The following is a 15,215-nucleotide window of genomic DNA, read 5'->3' on the forward strand; positions in this document are numbered from 1 at the left end:
GAAAATAAATTACCATACTATTTTGAATTTTTTTCAAAAAATTACCTTCTGCCAATGGTTATTGCGCCAAAATACTTGATTTTTATCCCGTGAAAGTGGTATAATGTATATTAGATAATTGTAAACATTTGAAAGGGAGGCAGGTAAATGGATTATATCGGTGAGAAATGCCCCGTATGTAATAAGATATTCACACCTGATGACGATATAGTTGTTTGTCCCGAGTGCGGTACGCCTCATCACAGGGATTGCTATGCTGCCAACGGTAAATGTGCTCATGAGGAGTACCATTTCATCGGCAGGAGATGGGAGAAAAAGGCGGACGATAAGCCGCGGTACAGGATATGTCCCGTGTGCCGCTTCCCCAACGGAAGCAATGACACCAGCTGCCAGAGGTGCGGTACAGACCTGAGAGACGTAAGTGCTGATACTGCCGAGGAGAGCCGCAGAAATGCGGAGCAGGGCGGCAGTCAGTGGAGAGACCCCTTCGGTTCCGTTGACTCCGAAGAGCTTATCGACCCTATCAACTATCTGGGCTATGACCCCGATGAGGATATAGGCGGCGCTACCATGCGCGAGGCAAGCGACTTCGTGGGTCCCAACAACATTTACTATCTGCCTAAATTCAAGCGTATGCACGAGGACGGTGTACGTCCTTCCTTCAATATCCTCGGACTTTTCTTCCCGTCCCTTCTCTTTGCAAACAGGAGAATGTGGGGGTGGGCGATAATAACCGTTGTCATAGGCACCATACTAAGCTTTCCCTCCGATCTGGCTCTCTATATGCAGGAGAACGCCTCTCAGCTCCCCGCAGAGTTCGTCAGCTTCATGTCGGAGTATACGGGAAAGCTGGATATGCTGGGAGACATCGGAATGGTGCTCAGCTTTGCGGGAAGGGCTCTGTGCTGCCTTTTTGCCAACTGGCTGTACTACAGGTTCTCCATGCGCTCAATAAAAAAGATAAAGACACGCCGCAGACCTCTTTCGGAGATAAAGAACTCAGGCGGCATAAAGCCTCTCAACGCCGTACTGATAATACTCATAAGATACGGAGTCGCTTTAACGCTGGTTTCGGCGGTATACTTCTTGTTTGCTTTTGTTTTTTCTTTTAAAGAGGTCTACAATATGTAACTGCCGCGGGCAGACATCTTAACTCAGCTTTATATGATCAAGGGATCATCGGGATATTAAAATTTTACTGCCATGCGTATAGGTGCGTATCGGCAGACAGCTGACGCTGCGGCGTTTGCTGTGAAAAGGAGTTTTTATTATGAAAAGGCTGATGAAAAACACTGTGTCGGCTCTTGCTTCATGCGCTCTCGCCCTTTCGGCTTCGGGGAGCCTTGCTGCATTTGCCGACGTAACTCCCAATCCCGTCATAAGCAGGGGCTGCCCTGCCTATTCGGGTGCCAATCCTGCGACGGCTTCTGCCGCCAATGACGAGCATTATTTCTCCTTCTGGACGGGTACTGCTCCCGACTACCTTGCATATGACCTTTCGGGAGTCCCGGAAAAACAGAGAGAAAAGGTCATCGCAGTCTGGTACAACACCAGCGCCTACGACAAGATAGGTCCATATGCAAACCAGAATATGGAGCCCACCGACTACACCCTTGAGGTCAATGCCGCTGAGGGCGGAAAGTACCCAGAGGAGGGCTGGAAGGTGGTGGAGACCGTAACAGACAATCTCCACGGCTCACGCCAGCACGTTGTTGACATGAAGGGCTATAACTGGATAAGGCTCAATATCACAAAAGCCGACGGCAAGACCGGCAGCAATGCTCAGGTGAATTTCGATATACATAACGTCTCCGACGGAATATCCGACAGCTGGATATTCTACGGCGACTCAATTACCGCAGGCGGCATGAATAACTGCTACGGAACAGGATTTGCCACCTTCGTGAACCGCCTGGACGAAAGATTTTTCCCCGTTCAGGAGAACGGCGGCATAGGCGGTCTCAGGAGCGAGGACGGCAGGAACAATATCGACAGCTGGCTGGAGATATGTCCCGCGAAATACGTAAGCATAGCCTATGGTACCAATGACGCCTGGGGAAGCAATACTCCCGTGGAGACCTACTATGCAAATACAAAGTATATGGTGGACGCAGTTCTCGCCAAGGGCAAGGTGCCTGTGCTGCCAACTATACCTTTTTCCACAAATGCGGACGTTGCAAAGGATCTGGTAAAGTACAACGCCCAGATCGAGAAGCTCTATGAGGAGTACGGCGACAAGATAGTAAAGGGTCCCGACTTCTATGAGTTCTTCAGCAAACATACCGACCACCTGGCAGACGGTGTTCACCCTGATGGCGACGGCTATGAGATGATGAGGGAGCTCTGGGCTCAGACCATGTACGAAAGGGTATATTCCGCCGAAACTCCACAGGTGACCACAGTCCCTGAGGATACTACGGAGCCGGCAGGTGAGAAGATGACTCTTCCCGGTGACACTAATCTCGACGGAGTCGTTGAGCTTGCGGACGCTGTTTTCATCATGCAGTCCCTGGCAAATCCCGATAACTACAAAATGGAAAAGCAGGGACGCATCAATGCTGATGTGGACGGAAGCTTTGACGGTATGACGTCCAACGACGCTCTTACCATTCAGCTCTATCTGCTCCACCGCATAAACGAGCTTCCCGATAAGCTGCAATAAAAAAGATCCTGCTCTGCGGGGGCATGGCGGCAGGATCCTGTACAAATAAGGGGGATAACTATGAAGATCAGAAGCTTCTGCGTTATGGCGGCGGCGGTCCTTTGCCTTGTGCTGACGGGCTGCGGGCTCCGCGACTATCCGACATATACATATCAGCTCAGCAACAAGCTGGGGGAGAGATACCTCATCAACTACTGCGAACAGACAGGCTATCCCGAGAACAGTACCCGAGTCAAGATCTTCAGGGAGAAGGACAAGATAGGGGATTATGACGGCGGAGCCTATACGGGCTGCGATTCCTATATCCCGTCGGAGTTGATGCTGATATGTACCAAGGACAAGGTGGACTATTACTATATGAAGTCCCAGTTCGGAGAGTACATCATCGCTGACGGCGTCATTGACGTAAAGATGAATTTCAACATGATACAGCTTGGAGTTCAGCCCGCCGGAATGAACGATATGGACAAGCGAGCCTACTCAAAGCTGGCGGCGGAAGTCCGCGGCGCAGTTACCGAGGATTCGGCGAAGAAGCGCTTTTCTTCCTGCGGCTACAGCTCCGACAGCTTCATGGCTTTCTATAACTATAAGGGCTGAAAGGCTCGTAAACAGTAAAGGCTCCGCATAACTGCGGAGCCTTTTTGGCAATAAATTATCCCTGCATACATTAAAGTACGCAGGGATGACTTTTTAGACGTAATCTTCTTCAGTGTTAGGCCAGAGCCTGTACATCGGAGTGTCGGTAGTACCGTCGCCGACCCAGATCTCAACATCGATAGGATTGGGATCACGGTAGCCTATGTACCATCGGTTCAACTTTTTTCCGGAAGCTGACCTCTGGAATTTGACAGGTGACTTACCCTTTCCCATGAAATCATTAAGCAGATCTGTGAAGGGTTTTGTCTGTGCGTTGCCGCTCCATGTGGAATGGTTGGGTCCGTTGTTGGAAGCTCCGTCCTTTGAACATACGATGATGAAATCATAATTGTCAGTTTCTCCGCCAGTTTTGCCGCTTGCATGATGTTTACCTATGCTGCTTGCGCTGAATGCTTCGGCTGCTTCGTCATCATCAGCAAGGATAGCCATGACACTGTCATGGATGCTTTTTGCGCTGGAAATATCGGCTGTACGCTTTGAACGTTTAACATACCCCAGCATTGACGGTACGAGAATTGCTGCCAATACACCGATAATAGAGATGACAACGATGAGTTCCACCAGGGTGAAACCTCTTTTAGTTGATTTTGCCATATAAATCCCCCCATAGTTTTATAGTGCAAAAAAGTGTGGATATTCGTTTACTTCATTATACGATTTTTTACATTCATTGTCAATAGCTTATTCAAAAAAATTTCATATAGGTGTATAAGAAAAGCCCTATATTACGTTGAGTAATCACTTGACCACTACCTTCTTGAATGCCTTCTTACCCTTGCGGACAATGATCTCGCCCTCAAGCTTTATCATTTCTCTGGGATCGGTCTTCTTTTCGTCATTTACAGTGATGCCGCCCTGCTGTACAAGTCTTCTTGCCTCTGATACAGAGGGAGCCAGCTCAGCCTTCACCAGAAGTGTGAGAAGTCCTATAGCGCCGTCGGTAAGATCAGCGGAGTCTATCTCGGCTACGGGCATATTCTCGTTGGAACCGCTTCCGCCGAAGAGAGCCTTTGCAGCTGCCTTAGCCTTTTCTGCTTCTTCCTCGCCGTGTACCAGCTTTGTGAGCTCGTATGCGAGAAGCTCCTTGGCAGCGTTGAACTGAGCACCCTCCATGGTCTTCTCCATTTCCTCAATCTGCTCAACGGGAACGAAGGTCAGCATCTTCAGGCACTTGATAACATCAGCGTCATCTACGTTTCTCCAGTACTGGAAGAACTCGTAGGGAGTTGTCTTTTCGGGATCCAGCCATACTGCGCCCTTCTCGGTCTTGCCCATCTTCTTGCCCTCTGAGTTGAGGAGGAGCGTGATGGTCATTGCGTATGCGTCCTTGCCCAGCTTGCGGCGGATAAGCTCTGTGCCGCCCAGCATATTTGCCCACTGGTCATCGCCGCCGAACTGCATATTGCAGCTGTACTTCTGGAAGAGCTCCAGGAAGTCGTAGCTCTGCATTATCATGTAGTTGAATTCCAGGAAAGTGAGTCCGCGCTCCATACGCTGCTTGTAGCACTCGTGAGAGAGCATACGGTTTACGCTGAAATGAGCTCCGACATCGCGGAGAAGCTCTATGTAGTTAAGCTTCATGAGCCAGTCAGCGTTGTTGACGATGATAGCCTTGTCCTCTGAGAAGTCGATGAAGCGGCTCATCTGCTTCTTGAAGCAGTCAACGTTGTGCTGGATAGTCTCGGGAGTCATCATCTTTCTCATGTCGGTCTTGCCCGAGGGGTCACCGATCATGGCTGTACCGCCGCCGATGAGCACGATGGGCTTGTTGCCTGCCATCTGGAGGCGCTTCATAAGGCAGAGTGCCATGAAGTGTCCGACGTGGAGCGAGTCGGCAGTGGGGTCAAAGCCGATGTAGAAAGTAGCCTTGCCTGCGTTGACAAGCTCCTCTATTTCCTTTTCGTCTGTGAGCTGCGCGAGGAGACCTCTGCGCTTGAGTTCTTCAAAAGTAGTCATAGTTTATTTCTCCTTTATATTAATTGTTAAGATCAAACTTATATTAAAGCATTGAGAATGCTATAAGAAATGAAAACGTCGGGCGTTTTCATGTTTATCACGACCTTTCGGTGGTATGCTGTCAGCCGACCTCTGTGTGTTCCTTTACCGAGGCAGTGACGGGAGTATTATATGCAGAAAGAGCTTCATAAGCCATCTGTACCTGAAACTCGTTGAGCTCGACACTGTACTGTCTGCCGGTAAGCTCGCCCTCACGGGCTTTTAGCGCGATATACAGCTTGTGGGAGAAGACCGCCCCGGAATATATGTGATTATTGTAATATTTGGTCTTGGTAACGTGCTTTTTTACCGACTCTATGTCAGAATTGTCAATGGCGGTAATGCTGGCGGCGGAGTATATGACGGTGTAGTTGCCGCCGATATTTATGCCGTTGTTGCAGCTGCCCTCGCCGTTCCTGCGGTAGGTGAGCATCCTGCCGTTGAGGTAGGAGCGCTCTATCTGCGGGAGCCTTTCTCCGCACTGCTTTATGAAGGCTCTTACAGGAGTTTTAAGCAGCTTGTATGCGCTCCAGCCGCCGAAAATGACACCGCTTATGGCGAGAGTGAAGTTTATCTCCGCAAAGCCTGTCTGCCAGAATATTGCAGCTATGAAGAGTGCTGCCGCGGCGATGAGCATAGCAATGCCGAATTTGCTTATATATCTGCGGTCGAGGTCGCGCTTCATTGAGTCGCCCATGACCTGCCGGAAATCATTTTTCAGGACATATTCCTTGTATTTCTGCTGCCATTTATCGTCCTGCTGATATTCGCCGCTCTGTACTGCTTTTCTGAGCTCCTCGTCATTGCGTTTTGACCGCAGCTCAAAGAACAGGGCGGCTGCAAATAACACTGCAAAGCCGGCAGCAACAACGGCGCTCACCAACGGAGACAGCCCGTAGAACAGCCCGATGAAAAATGCTATGGGGACTGCTGCGATATAGCTGATGATACGTGTTTTCAGCGGCGGAAGCTCGGGCTTGAACATATTGGAGCTCCTTTCGGTGGTATGCGTCAGTCAGCGTGTTTCATTATAGCTTTCAGCAGACCGAGGAAAGCGGAATGTAAGAAGGTCCGCAGTGCGATGAGGAGCTGAGAGCCCATGAACACATATTTAATATAGACGTAGAAGTATTCGCCTGCGCCGCCTGAGTTCTTCTGCGAGAGTCCCTCCATATAAGGCTCAAGGGTACTGCCGCCGAAGGAGACGAACTCCACAAATACGGCAAGGAGCAGTGCGACGGTGAAGCCGAGATTGAGCTTAGCGCTGTCAAGTCCCGCAAGTCCCGAGTAGGGGTGTATGAACCTTGTGAACAGGGAAGTGAGCGTGAAGCCGAGGACGGTACACACCGTCATTCGTATGAAAGGGGACTCTGCTCCCGTTTTTGCAGGGCTTATGAAGCCGGTATACAGGAACAGCAGGGGCATAAAGAATGCCAGAGCCGAAAGGCTGAGATAGCCGATAGTCCTTTTCACAGTATCCCTCCTTCAAATACAAAAGCCCCCGTGCAGCAATGACTGCACGGGGGCGAAGCTACTCGCGGTACCACCCCGATTTTTCCGCGTTTGCGGAACTCGAGAAGCTGTAACGGGCATACCCGACCGCACCTACTGTAAGGTTCAGCGCGGCAACTCCCGAATGTAGGTCTCTGTACGCCGTCATTCCCTCACACCACACGGGAACTCTCTGTATCGGGCTATGCACAGGTTTTATTCGTTCACTGTTTTTGCCCTTATATCATATCATAACTTTAACGGCTTGTCAAGAGGAATGCTCACTTTTTATGCGGTGGAGCGGCAATGTTTCCGCTTTTTCTCCGAGTACATATTGTCATCCATCTCATTGAGGAAGCTGTCGATGGTCTTTTTGCTGCTGAAAAGTGCGGTGCCGATGGAGAATGAAAGCTTATAGGGCGTCCTGTCGGAGCTGTTGAACTTTTCCAGCTGTTTCCTCAGGCTGTTCTCCATGTTGATAAGGTCGAATTCGCTGTCAACTCTGGCGAGGATAATGAATTCATCGCCTGCGAATCTGACAGACAGGCTTTTTGAAGGCTTTGCGGCGTTGATTATCTCTGCGGCGGAGATAAGAGCCTCATCGCCCACGGAATGACCGTACATATCGTTTATGCTCTTGAAGAAGTCGATGTCTATCATGACGCCGCCTATTTTAGTGCCCTTGCGCTTCACCTCAGCCAGAACATGGTCAAGGTAGTTGCGGTTGCAGAGCTTAGTGAGCGGGTCGATGTAGGACAGCTCGTTCTGAAGGCTCATGTGGGTTCCCACAAGTCCCAGTGCCACTGAGCACCATGCCAGTGAGATACCGTAGAATATCATCTGGGCGGTGGTGCCGATTATAATGGGCAGCAGGAACATCCAGATGGGGAAAAATCTGGTCTTTGCGGAGCCCTTGTAGTATCTGTACCTCACGCAGACGCTGAAGCCCAGATACAGGAACACCGAGAGGTAATAGATATATCCCAGGGGCTGTCGGTGGTAGACATTGGCGGAGTCGATACTGAAGAAGTATCCCCATTTTAAATTCGGTATCAGTGCAAGAACGAGGAGGATAGTGGGCAGGGAAAGCCAGGAATAGTACTTTTTCAGGCGGCTTTCCTGCTTGTAAAGTCTCAGGTCAACGTAGATGCACCAGAGGTAGGAAACTGTGACATTTATGGTGTATGACAATGAATTGGTGATGTATGCGGCGGCGCGGGCTCCGAAGAAGCTTTTGCCGTCAACTATGAACGATATGGTTTCGGTTGCACAGGCTGCGGCGGTGAGAAATATCATAGCAGTGAATATCCTGTCGCTCGGAAGCTTTCTCTGTCTGACAAGATAGCTGCTTATCTGAAGCACCACCAGCATAGCTATGCCGATACAGTTGGTTACTATGATGGATTGCAGATTCATGTTGTCCTCCTTCCCCCTATCAGAAGTCCATATACCATTATAACATATTACATATAAACATTCAAGAGATTAACCGAAAATTTACAAATTATGCCCAATTATTTATATTGCTGTAACATTAGTGTCTTTTCGGAGCGGAAATAAAGTTTTTTTTGACGGGTACTTGAAATTTGACGAGGTTTGATATATAATAGTTTATGATATTTTTTACGGGAGGAACGTGTAAAATGAGTACTAAAATCGGATTTGACAACGAAAAATACCTGAAATTGCAGTCTGAGCACATCAGACAGCGTATCGCACAGTTCGGCGATAAGCTCTATCTTGAATTCGGAGGAAAGCTCTTTGACGATTATCACGCTTCAAGGGTCCTGCCCGGCTTCAAGCCAGACAGTAAGCTCCAGATGCTCCTTCAGCTCAAGGACGATGCTGAGATAGTCATCGTTATAAACTCTGACGACATCGAGAAGAACAAGGTCAGAGGCGACCTTGGCATTACCTATGACATCGACGTTATCCGCCTTTTCAACGTATTCACCAAAATAGGGCTCTATGTAAGCAGCGTTGTACTCACAAGATACGACGGTCAGCCTACTGCTGACGCCTTCCAGAAGCGTCTTGAGGCTCTCGGCATCAAGGTATATCATCATTACAGCATCAAGGGTTATCCGTCAAATCTCCAGTACATAATCAGCGACGAGGGCTACGGCAGGAACGATTATATCGAAACTTCCCGCAAGCTCGTTGTCATTACAGCTCCCGGTCCCGGAAGCGGCAAAATGGCTACCTGTCTCTCTCAGCTCTACCACGAGCACAAGAGGGGAGTTGACGCAGGCTACGCCAAGTTCGAGACCTTCCCGATATGGAACCTTCCTCTCCGTCACCCCGTGAATATCGCATATGAGGCAGCTACCGCCGACCTCAACGACGTTAATATGATAGACCCCTTCCACCTTGAGGCTTACGGCGAGACTACCGTAAACTACAACCGCGATGTGGAGATATTCCCCGTGCTCAACGCTATGTTCGAGAATATCCTGGGCGAGTCTCCATACAAGTCTCCTACGGATATGGGCGTAAATATGGCAGGCAACTGCATCGTTGATGACGAGGTGGTATGCGAGGCTGCAAAGCAGGAGATAGTCCGCAGATACTACACAGGTATGTGCGACAACAGAAAGGGCGCTATCTCCCTTGAGGAGGTAATGAAGCTGGAGCTTCTCATGAAGCAGGCAAACGTTACTCCCGAGGACAGAAAGGTAGTTGCTCCCGCTCTTGAAAAGGAAAAGGAGACAGGCGGCCCCGCAGCAGCTATGGAGCTTCCCGACGGTACTATCCTCACAGGACGAACCTCTAACCTCCTGGGAGCAGTTTCCGCACTCCTCCTCAATGCACTCAAGCATTTCGCTCACATAGATGACGATATACTTCTTATGTCGCCCCACGTTATCGAGCCCATCATGGAGCTGAAGGTGAACCACCTGGGCAACAACAACCCAAGAATGCACACCGATGAGACACTTCTTGCACTGTCCATCTGTGCAAATACAGACGAGAACGCCAAGAAGGCTATGGAGCAGATATCCAAGCTCCGCGGCTGTGAGGTACACTCAACAGTTATCCTCTCGGCAGTTGACGAGCGTATCTTCAAGCGCCTGGGCATCAATCTCACCTGTGAACCTAAATACGAGGCGTGATCATCAAGCCGTAATGCTTTGTAAGCTTTACGGCTTTTACTCTTATCATTGAAAAATCGTAAGATATGGTTTATAATAATCGGTAAATATTATACGGAGGCAACAAATGACAGATAAAAATAAAAAAAATATAGCACTTATCATCTACATAATTCTTTTCTATGCGGTATGGACTTTGTATACGTTCTATGCAGACGGACCTGTTGGCGATAGCATTAAAAATGCAGCGGTGGAACAGATAGTAAAAGAGGGTATCATAAAAAATCTTGTCTGGACTCTGCCCGCAATGCTGCTGGTGCATCATTTTTCTTCCGATGTGTACATAAAGCTGAAAGAGATGTTCTGTACCAAAGTCAAATGGCTGAGATACCTGCCCGTATTCATTCTGTTTACAGCCTATGTGCTGGGAAGTGAATACCTTTCCGCGGGAAAGCTTGAAGTAAACAAGGATTTCGGCGCGGCAAGCATTGTTATCGTATTATTTGTCGGCATTACGGAGGAGATGGTTTTCCGCGGCTGGCTCCTCAACGCTACGGTGAAGAAAGAGAAGCAATGGCTGCCCATAGCTGTTAACGCAGTGCTGTTTACGCTGATACATTTCCCGATATGGATAGTCGAGGGCACTTTAACCGCAAATATAACATCATTTGGTTTCTTGTTTATTGCTGCGCTCAGTGTTATTTTCAGTATAACATTTTTAAAGAGCAGGAGCATAGTTGTTCCTGTTCTGCTCCATATGTACTGGGATCTGCTGGCATTTATGTTCATTTGATAAAAAAGCCCTGAGATAATTCTCAGGGCTTTACTATATATCCAAGGTGAAAACAGTTTTACAGTCTTATTCGTAGTCCACTACGTTTACCCAGCGGAGAAGTATCTCCTTCTCCTTGCAGTTTTTCTTTACCGACGTGCTTCGGATACATCTGAAAAAGAAACGCCACAGCATCTCCGTCTGCGTGCACGAAGATACTGTGGCTGTATGCTGCTGTTTTACTGCTCGGAGAAGGAATCCTTGCCAACTCCGCAGAGAGGACATTCAAAGTCGTCGGGAAGATCCTCAAACTTTGTGCCGGGTGCAATGCCGTGCTCGGGATCGCCAAGCTCCTCGTCGTACTCCCATCCGCAAACGTCGCAAACGTATTTCATATATTCACCTCCTTGTGGTTTTTCATTATTATAAATGAAAAGCCTGCGCCTGTCAATAGAAAAGTGAAAATTTTAATGTTAAAAGAAGAAAATATGTTCTGGCTATTTATTTTTGTAAAATTATATGGTATAATGAATGCATAGCATTCATTATACCATATTTAAAAGCCCTCGCAGATACGCTGATCGGAGATCAACTCCCTGCATATCGGGCAATTATATCATAATGCCTCGCTTCTATGGTATAATATACTTTGTTCGCTATAAGTTTTCTAACTTCAGGAGATAATCATGACCGATAAAATAATCATTAAAGGCGCAAGAGCCAATAATCTGAAAAATATAGACCTGGAGCTTCCACGCGACCGCCTCATCGTAATGACGGGACTGTCGGGCTCGGGTAAGTCCTCCCTTGCCTTCGATACCATCTACGCTGACGGTCAGCGCCGCTATGTGGAGAGCCTTTCTTCCTACGCCAGAATGTTCCTGGGACAGATGGAAAAGCCCGACGTTGACAGTATCGAGGGACTTTCTCCCGCTATTTCCATAGACCAGAAAACTACCTCCAAGAACCCCCGTTCAACCGTGGGTACCGTTACGGAGATATATGACTACCTGAGACTTCTCTACGCCCGTATCGGCGTGCCACACTGTCCTGTCTGCGGCAGGGTCATCTCACAGCAGACCATTGACCAGATGGTGGACACCCTTATGGAGCTGCCCCAGGGCACAAGACTCCAGCTTCTGGCACCTATCGTAAGGAACCGTAAGGGACAGTACACAAAGGAGCTGGAAAGCGCAAGGAAATCGGGCTTTGTCCGCGCCCGTGTGGACGGCATTATGTATGAGCTGTCCGAGGAGATAAAGCTTGATAAGAACAAAAAGCACAATATCGAGATAATCGTTGACCGTATCGTTATCAAGGAGGGCATTGAGTCCCGTATCACCGACAGCCTTGAGACTGTTTTCAACCTGTCGGGCGGTCTCGCCATAGCCGATGTCATCGACGGCGAGGAGATACTCTTCTCCCAGAATTACGCCTGTCCCGAGCATAATATCAGTATAGGCGAGCTGGAGCCCGTTATGTTCTCATTCAACAACCCCGTGGGAGCCTGCCCAAAGTGTACGGGTCTGGGAGTTTTCAGGCATATTGACCCCGACCTCATTATCCCCAACAAGGAGCTCTCCATCGAGGAGGGAGCTATCAACGCCTCGGGCTGGAACAGTCTTGACGAGACCTCTATCGCCACTATGTATTACCGCGCTATTTCCAAGAAGTATGGCGTTCCGCTGGACGTTCCCGTAAAGAAGCTGAAAAAGGAACAGCTTGACCTTTTCCTCTACGGAACAGGCGAGGAGACTCTTGAGCTGAAACGCCCTGCCTCCCTTGGCGGCGGCACATACCGTTCCCCCTTTGAGGGCGTTGTGAACAACCTTGAGCGCCGCTACAGAGAGACATCCAGCGAGTACTCAAAAAACGAGATAGACGAGTACATGAGCGAGGTGAACTGCCCTGTGTGCAAGGGAAAAAGGCTTCGTGACGAGTACCTTGCTGTCAAGGTAGGGGATAAGAACATCAGCGAGCTCACGGACTTCTCCGTCAAGGAGGGGCTGCGCTTTTTCAACGAGCTGAAGCTTTCCGAGCATGATGCTTTCGTGGGCGAGCGTATCATAAAGGAGATAAAGGAGCGTCTGGGCTTCCTGGGAAGCGTGGGTCTGGAGTACCTGACACTTTCCCGTTCATCGGGCACACTCTCGGGCGGCGAGAGCCAGCGTATCCGTCTTGCCACGCAGATAGGCTCCTCATTGGTGGGAGTCCTCTACATTCTGGACGAGCCCAGTATCGGTCTGCACCAGCGTGACAACGACAAGCTAATAGCCACGCTGAAAAGGCTCCGCGACCTTGGAAATACGCTTATAGTCGTTGAGCATGACGATGATACCATGCTGGCGGCGGACTATATCGTGGACATAGGTCCGGGAGCTGGCATTCACGGCGGAGAAGTGGTCTTCGCAGGTACAGTGGACAAGCTGCTGAAGTGTAAAAACTCCATTACGGGACAGTACCTCAGCGGCAAAAAGAAAATAGAGATACCCAAAAAGCGCAGGAGCGGCAGCGGAAAGTTCCTGACCGTAAAGGGCGCCACTGAGCATAATCTTCAGAATATCGACGTAAAGATACCTCTTGGCGAGCTCATATGCGTTACGGGAGTTTCGGGCTCGGGCAAGTCCTCACTCGTCAATGAGATAATCTATAAGCACCTTGCTGCAAAGCTGAACCGCGCCAAGATAAGGAGCGGCGCCTTTGCGGAGATGGAGGGCATTGAAAATCTGGACAAGGTCATCTGTATAGACCAGTCTCCCATAGGCAGGACGCCCCGTTCAAACCCTGCCACATATACAGGCGTTTTCAGCGATATACGCGACCTTTTTGCAAAGACTCCCGACGCCAAGGCTCACGGCTACGGCAGCGGAAGGTTCTCCTTCAACGTCAAGGGCGGACGATGTGAGGCTTGTGAAGGTGACGGTATCATCAAGATAGAGATGCACTTCCTGCCTGATATATACGTTCCCTGCGAGGTCTGCAAGGGAAAGAGATACAACCGCGAGACCCTGGACGTTCACTATAAGGGCAAGTCCATCTACGATGTTCTGGAAATGACCGTGGACGAGGGCGTGGAGTTCTTCGAGCACCTGCCCAAGATAGCAAGAAAGCTGAAAACTTTACAGGAGGTAGGACTGGGCTATATCAAGATAGGTCAGCCTGCAACTACTCTCTCGGGCGGCGAGGCTCAGCGTGTAAAGCTGTCAACGGAGCTTTCCAAGCGCTCCACGGGCAATACCATTTATATCCTTGACGAGCCTACTACGGGACTTCACACCGCCGATGTACACAAGCTCATAGACGTGCTCCAGAGACTGACAGATCAGGGAAATACTGTCCTTGTAATCGAGCACAACCTCAATGTCATCAAGGTTGCCGATCACATCATAGACCTGGGCCCCGAGGGCGGCGACGGCGGCGGAACTATCGTCGCACAGGGCACTCCCGAGGAGGTGGCAGCCTGCGAGAAGTCCTATACGGGACAGTATCTCAGGAGTTATTTGGAGCAGTAAAAGCGTCCTCAGCTTCATGATCTGAAATTAAAATGGGTGATGTGTATATGAAATATAACATTCTAAATAGCTGGACTATCGGCTCAATATCCAATTATCTGTTTCAGGATGTCATGAACAGAAAAGATGTTTCTATGCGGTATATCTATGATCTGAGTGCTATTCAGGATATACAGCTGCTTAAGAGGATATACTTCTTTGTCAACAACAGACGCCCGAAAAACAGGGAAAAACGCATAGGTAAAATGATCGACAGGATAATAGCCGACCGCAGCGGCGATACTGCTGCTCTGATGACAAACGAGATGCTATGCTACCTCAGGGAGGAGCATCTGAGAAAGCTTCAGGATAATGGCATTAAGCTGGTGTTAGTGCTGATAGACCCTATCGCTGCGGAGTACGACACGGCTTCGGCTGCAAGGGAGATGATGAAAAAGGTGAGCTTTGACCTTGTAATGTCATTTGACCCCGCTGACTGCGCCGAATACGGCTTTGAGTACTGCAATTCGATCTATTCCGTTATCGCTGAGAAAAAGGACTGCGTGATAAAGTATGACATCTGCTATATGGGAAATATCAAGGATCGTTTTCATTTTATCAGGAAGCTCCTCAAAGCGGCAAAAGCAAATAACGCAGAGCTTCTGCTGAGACTGGCAGGTTGCAGCCCTGAGGAAATGGCGGAGCTTCCCGAAGAAGTATCGCTGAAGCACGTTCTGAGGTATGATCAGATCATAGATCTGACACAGGAGTCAAACTGTATTTTCGACATGACTCAGTCGGGGCAGACAGGGGTGACCTATCGTTACTATGAAGCAATAGTCTATAACAGGAAACTGCTGACGAACAACAGAGCTATTGCTGCACTGCCATATTATGACAGCCGATATATCAGGTTCTATGACAGTGTTGAGGATATTGACTGGGAATGGGTAAAGTGTCGGGAGCCTGTGGATTTTGGCTATAAAGGTGATTTCAGTCCTGTGAAGCTTCTTGAAATGGTAGAGCGGAAGCTTAATAACAAAAGCTGAATATGT

At 49.1% G+C, this 15,215-nt stretch carries 13 protein-coding genes and 1 other annotated feature; of the genes, 7 read left to right on the forward strand and 6 right to left on the reverse strand.

Annotation, left to right across the window (positions count from 1 at the left end):
* The first annotated feature begins 147 nt into the window (after positions 1–147).
* The 3 genes from T488_RS0112180 (at position 148) to T488_RS0112190 (ending at position 3,259) form a co-directional block, all read left to right on the forward strand.
* Positions 148–1,131: an RING finger protein gene (locus T488_RS0112180; RefSeq protein ID WP_028521042.1), complete on the forward strand. Its 984-nt coding sequence runs from the start codon at positions 148–150 to the stop codon at positions 1,129–1,131.
* Positions 1,132–1,270: 139 nt separating this feature from the next.
* On the forward strand, positions 1,271–2,662 hold the full coding sequence (locus T488_RS0112185; RefSeq protein ID WP_028521043.1) for a GDSL-type esterase/lipase family protein: 1,392 nt from the start codon (positions 1,271–1,273) through the stop codon (positions 2,660–2,662).
* Between the two features lie 60 nt (positions 2,663–2,722).
* Positions 2,723–3,259, forward strand: a complete 537-nt coding sequence (locus T488_RS0112190; protein WP_028521044.1) for a hypothetical protein — start codon at positions 2,723–2,725, stop codon at positions 3,257–3,259.
* A 93-nt stretch (positions 3,260–3,352) separates the two neighbouring features.
* Here T488_RS0112190 and T488_RS18920 read toward each other — a convergent pair whose 3' ends face one another.
* The 5 genes from T488_RS18920 to T488_RS0112215 form a co-directional block, all read right to left on the reverse strand.
* Positions 3,353–3,913 carry a type II secretion system protein gene (locus T488_RS18920; protein WP_051536453.1) on the reverse strand — a complete coding sequence of 187 codons (561 nt, stop codon included), beginning with the start codon at positions 3,911–3,913 and terminating at the stop codon, positions 3,353–3,355.
* Positions 3,914–4,057: 144 nt separating this feature from the next.
* The gene (gene tyrS / locus T488_RS0112200) at positions 4,058–5,275 is read right to left on the reverse strand and encodes a tyrosine--tRNA ligase (protein WP_028521045.1); all 1,218 of its coding nucleotides are present in this window, start codon (positions 5,273–5,275) and stop codon (positions 4,058–4,060) included.
* 121 nt (positions 5,276–5,396) lie between these two features.
* A complete protein-coding gene (locus tag T488_RS0112205) occupies positions 5,397–6,299 on the reverse strand; it encodes a hypothetical protein (RefSeq protein WP_028521046.1) in 903 nt (300 codons plus the stop codon).
* 26 nt (positions 6,300–6,325) lie between these two features.
* The gene (locus T488_RS0112210) at positions 6,326–6,787 is read right to left on the reverse strand and encodes a hypothetical protein (protein ID WP_028521047.1); all 462 of its coding nucleotides are present in this window, start codon (positions 6,785–6,787) and stop codon (positions 6,326–6,328) included.
* Between the two features lie 45 nt (positions 6,788–6,832).
* Positions 6,833–7,042: a binding site (T-box leader), on the reverse strand.
* Between the two features lie 51 nt (positions 7,043–7,093).
* Complete coding sequence (locus T488_RS0112215) at positions 7,094–8,221, reverse strand: GGDEF domain-containing protein (protein WP_028521048.1); 1,128 nt, start codon at positions 8,219–8,221, stop codon at positions 7,094–7,096.
* Between the two features lie 227 nt (positions 8,222–8,448).
* On the opposite strand from T488_RS0112215, the gene T488_RS0112220 reads away from it, so the two are divergent.
* Both T488_RS0112220 and T488_RS0112225 read left to right on the forward strand, forming a co-directional pair.
* Entirely contained in the window at positions 8,449–9,918 is a 1,470-nt protein-coding gene (locus T488_RS0112220; RefSeq protein WP_028521049.1) for a DUF1846 domain-containing protein, read from the forward strand.
* 106 nt (positions 9,919–10,024) lie between these two features.
* Positions 10,025–10,690, forward strand: coding sequence for a CPBP family intramembrane glutamic endopeptidase (locus T488_RS0112225; protein ID WP_028521050.1), 666 nt, complete (start codon positions 10,025–10,027; stop codon positions 10,688–10,690).
* A gap of 218 nt (positions 10,691–10,908) precedes the next feature.
* On the opposite strand, the gene T488_RS0112235 is transcribed toward T488_RS0112225, so the two are convergent.
* Positions 10,909–11,064, reverse strand: a complete 156-nt coding sequence (locus tag T488_RS0112235) for a rubredoxin (RefSeq protein WP_028521051.1) — start codon at positions 11,062–11,064, stop codon at positions 10,909–10,911.
* A gap of 291 nt (positions 11,065–11,355) precedes the next feature.
* Here T488_RS0112235 and uvrA point away from each other — a divergent pair, with 291 nt between their 5' ends.
* Entirely contained in the window at positions 11,356–14,181 is a 2,826-nt protein-coding gene (gene uvrA, locus T488_RS0112240) for an excinuclease ABC subunit UvrA (RefSeq protein ID WP_028521052.1), read from the forward strand.
* A 47-nt stretch (positions 14,182–14,228) separates the two neighbouring features.
* The gene (locus T488_RS0112245; protein WP_155267214.1) at positions 14,229–15,209 is read left to right on the forward strand and encodes a hypothetical protein; all 981 of its coding nucleotides are present in this window, start codon (positions 14,229–14,231) and stop codon (positions 15,207–15,209) included.
* Positions 15,210–15,215 lie beyond the last annotated feature (6 nt).

The organism is Ruminococcus flavefaciens ND2009 (assembly GCF_000621785.1).
Lineage (GTDB): Bacteria > Bacillota > Clostridia > Oscillospirales > Ruminococcaceae > Ruminococcus > Ruminococcus flavefaciens_C.